This is a genomic window from Acinetobacter stercoris, from assembly GCF_900323515.1.
Lineage (GTDB): Bacteria > Pseudomonadota > Gammaproteobacteria > Pseudomonadales > Moraxellaceae > Acinetobacter > Acinetobacter stercoris.
Map to the genome: position 1 here is coordinate 1 of NZ_OOGT01000287.1, position 3,385 is coordinate 3,385.

Sequence of the window (3,385 nt, forward strand, 5' to 3'; positions counted from 1 at the left end):
ATTAAAATGTTATATAAAATAATTTGTTATAAATATTTTTATGTATTTAAATAAAAGAAAGGTCACGTATTGAGTGACCTTTTATTCCAGGTTGTTGCAGTTTTAAGTCAATGACAAATCATTTTTTAAAACGTGATAGGTCTTCATCTGGACGTGGAGTCAAGATTTCAACACCATCTTTAGTGACTAAAAGTGTATGTTCATATTGGGCAGAAAGCTTATGGTCTTTGGTCACGACTGTCCATTTATCGCCCATCAGACGAGTTTGCCACACTCCAGCGTTGACCATTGGTTCAATAGTAAACGTCATGCCTTCTTCTAACACCATACCAGTATTTGGTTGTCCATAGTGAAGTACTTGAGGTTCATCATGAAACACAGTTCCAATCCCATGACCACAGTATTCACGAACTACACTGAAACGTTCAGATTCAACATATTTCTGAATAGCATATCCAATATCACCAATTGTTGAACCTGGTTTTACTGTTTCTATACCACGATACATGGCTTCTTGAGCAACATGACAAATACGGTTAGCAAGTACAGAACCTTCACCAACGATATACATCATATTGGTATCACCATGATAACCATCTTTAATGACTGTCACGTCGATATTCAGGATATCGCCATTTTTTAAAATTTTAGACTCGGATGGGATGCCATGACAAACCACATGGTTAACAGAAGTACAAATCACATGTTGGAAAGCAGGGCGACCTGGAGCTGCACCATATCCTAAACACGCAGGAATGGCATTCTGGACATTTACGATATAATCGTGACAGATTGTGTCTAGTTCAAGGGTGCTCACACCTGCTTTAACATGTGGTTTGATCATATCCAGAACCTCAGCCGCCAGTCTGCCCGCCACACGCATTTTCTCAATTTCATCTGGGGTTTTAATTAATCGACGTGGAGCTTCGTAAGTACTATTCATGATCTTTAAAAACTTTTGGAAATTTGTAGGCGTATATGGTATAAATAGCCGCCCATTTTATCAAATGCTTTTCGTGAATAAATTTCATGTAAAAAACTGATAGGTGGCAAATCTAAAATCCGCACATATGTCGTCACATTACTCTGGGTGCCTGAAAGGGTGGAGAATGCGGACATATGGAGGCCTAACCCAAACTTTAAGGTAAAGAAAATGGCAGATTACAACGTAAGCATGCGCGACCTTTTACAAGCTGGCGCGCACTTTGGTCACCAAACTCGCTTCTGGAACCCAAAAATGCGTCAATACATTTTTGGCGCTCGTAACAAAATTCATATCATCAACTTGGAACATACTGTTCCTGCGTTAAATGATGCTTTGAACTTTGTTAACAATTTAGCAAGCAAAAAGAACAAAGTATTATTCGTTGGTACAAAACGTGCTGCTTCTAATATCATCCGTGAACAAGCTCAACGCGCTGGTCAACCATATGTAGATCACCGTTGGTTGGGTGGTATGTTGACTAACTGGAAAACTCTTCGTCAGTCAATCAACCGTTTGAAAGATCTTCAAACTCAATCTCAAGATGGTACTTTTGCTAAACTTACTAAACGTGAAGCTTTAGAACGTACTCGTGAGATGGAAAAACTTGAACGCTCTTTAGGCGGCGTGAAAAACATGGGTGGTTTACCTGACGCATTATTCATTATCGATGTTGATCATGAAGCAATCGCGATTAAAGAAGCTAAAAACCTTGGTATTCCTGTAATCGGTATTGTTGATACAAACTCTAACCCAGATAACGTTGATTTCGTTATTCCTGGTAACGACGATGCGATCCGTGCAGTAACACTTTATGCTTCTGCTATGGCTGATGCGATCATTGCTGGTAAAGAATACGCTCAAACTCAGTCAAATGCTCAAGCAAAAGGCGAAGAAGCTGCTAAAGAAGCTCCTGAGGCTTAATGCGTTTTGATGCAGGTTTGTCATTTTTGCGACATGTAATGGTGGCAAATTAAGCGTCATGAAAGCAAGACGGCCCAGATGTATAGATGGGCCGTTTTTGTTGAACAGATTCATATTTCTACCGTATTTAGGAGAACAACATGACTGCAGTTACTGCGAGCATGGTAAAAGAATTACGTGACCGTACTGGTCTAGCAATGATGGAATGCAAAAAAGCATTAACAGAAGCTAACGGTGACATCGAATTAGCGATTGATAACCTTCGTAAATCAGGTCAAGCAAAAGCAGCTAAAAAAGCTGGTAATATTGCTGCTGATGGTGCAATCGCTATCGTTCAAGAAGGTAATAAAGCTATTCTTGTTGAAGTAAACTGTCAAACTGACTTCGTTGCTAAAGACGGTAACTTTGCTGGTTTCTCTGAAAAAGTTGCAAAAGCTGCTTTAGCTGCGAATGAAACTGATGCTGCTAAAATTGCAGAACTTAAATTAGAAGATGGCGTAACTGTTGAAGAAGCTCGTATTGCACTTGTTCAAAAAATTGGTGAAAACATCCAGGTTCGTCGTGCAAAAATCATCGAAGGTGAAAACCTCGCAGTTTACAAACACGGTTTAAAGATTGGTGTTGTAGTTGCATATGCTGGTGATGCCGAAACTGGTAAAGGTTTAGCGATGCACATTGCTGCATTTAACCCTGTTGCAGTATCTGCTGAACAAGTTCCAGCTGATTTGATCGCTAAAGAAAAAGAAATTGCTGAAGCGAAAGCAGTAGAATCTGGTAAACCAGCTAATATCGTTGAAAAAATGGTGACTGGTTCAGTAGAAAAATACTTGAATGAAGTTGTTTTAGAGCGTCAACAATACGTTATCGACAACGATAAGAAAGTTGCTGATGTATTAAAAGCAACTAGCACAACTGTAGCTAACTTTGTTCGTTTTGAAGTTGGTGAAGGTATTGAGAAAAAAGCAGAATTAAGCTTCGCAGAAGAAGTTGCTGCTGCTCAAGCTGCTGCAAAATAATTGTTTTTTGCAGTAAAAACAGCCTTGCATTTTGCAAGGCTGTTTTTATTTAAGGTAAAAATTATTGAATTGATTTTTGTTCAATGATTTTATCAAGCTCATAGCGTAAACTTGAAGCGTCTGCTGGTGGATTGTGTACTTTATATTCCTTGAGTTTAACTATGTTTACTTGTTTAGGATTATGGGTAAAGCCTTGAATATTACCGTAAAAACTTTTCCAGTTTTTATCTAAATATACCTTTTTCCCATGATTGTACTTGAGTTCTTTTACTTGTAAACAATTGAAGGTTCCTTCTCCTGTACATTTTTTTGTATGTGGCGCGATTTCAAAATATACGGTTTTGTAGTTATTTGATGGGCTTGCTTGTGTCTGGGTACAAATTAAGCCAGTAAGTGGAATAAGTAGGGAGAATATGAAATATTTCATGAGTTCAACGATCCTGCATCTTGCATGGGGGAATTT

General features: G+C 38.5%; 4 protein-coding genes. 2 read left to right on the forward strand and 2 right to left on the reverse strand.

The window, feature by feature from the left end:
• Window positions 1–118 precede the first annotated feature (118 nt).
• A complete protein-coding gene (gene map, locus KPC_RS18510) occupies window positions 119–943 on the reverse strand; it encodes a type I methionyl aminopeptidase (protein ID WP_121975802.1) in 825 nt (274 codons plus the stop codon).
• A gap of 210 nt (window positions 944–1,153) precedes the next feature.
• Between map and rpsB the strand changes: the two genes are divergently transcribed.
• Together rpsB and tsf are read left to right on the forward strand one after the other, a co-directional pair.
• Window positions 1,154–1,906 carry a 30S ribosomal protein S2 gene (rpsB, locus tag KPC_RS18515; protein WP_121975803.1) on the forward strand — a complete coding sequence of 251 codons (753 nt, stop codon included), beginning with the start codon at window positions 1,154–1,156 and terminating at the stop codon, window positions 1,904–1,906.
• A 140-nt stretch (window positions 1,907–2,046) separates the two neighbouring features.
• Window positions 2,047–2,922: a translation elongation factor Ts gene (gene tsf / locus KPC_RS18520; RefSeq protein ID WP_121975804.1), complete on the forward strand. Its 876-nt coding sequence runs from the start codon at window positions 2,047–2,049 to the stop codon at window positions 2,920–2,922.
• 61 nt (window positions 2,923–2,983) lie between these two features.
• Here tsf and KPC_RS18525 read toward each other — a convergent pair.
• Window positions 2,984–3,385 (reverse strand): DUF4377 domain-containing protein (locus KPC_RS18525; protein WP_213065912.1); only part of this gene is annotated, 402 nt, incomplete at its 5' end.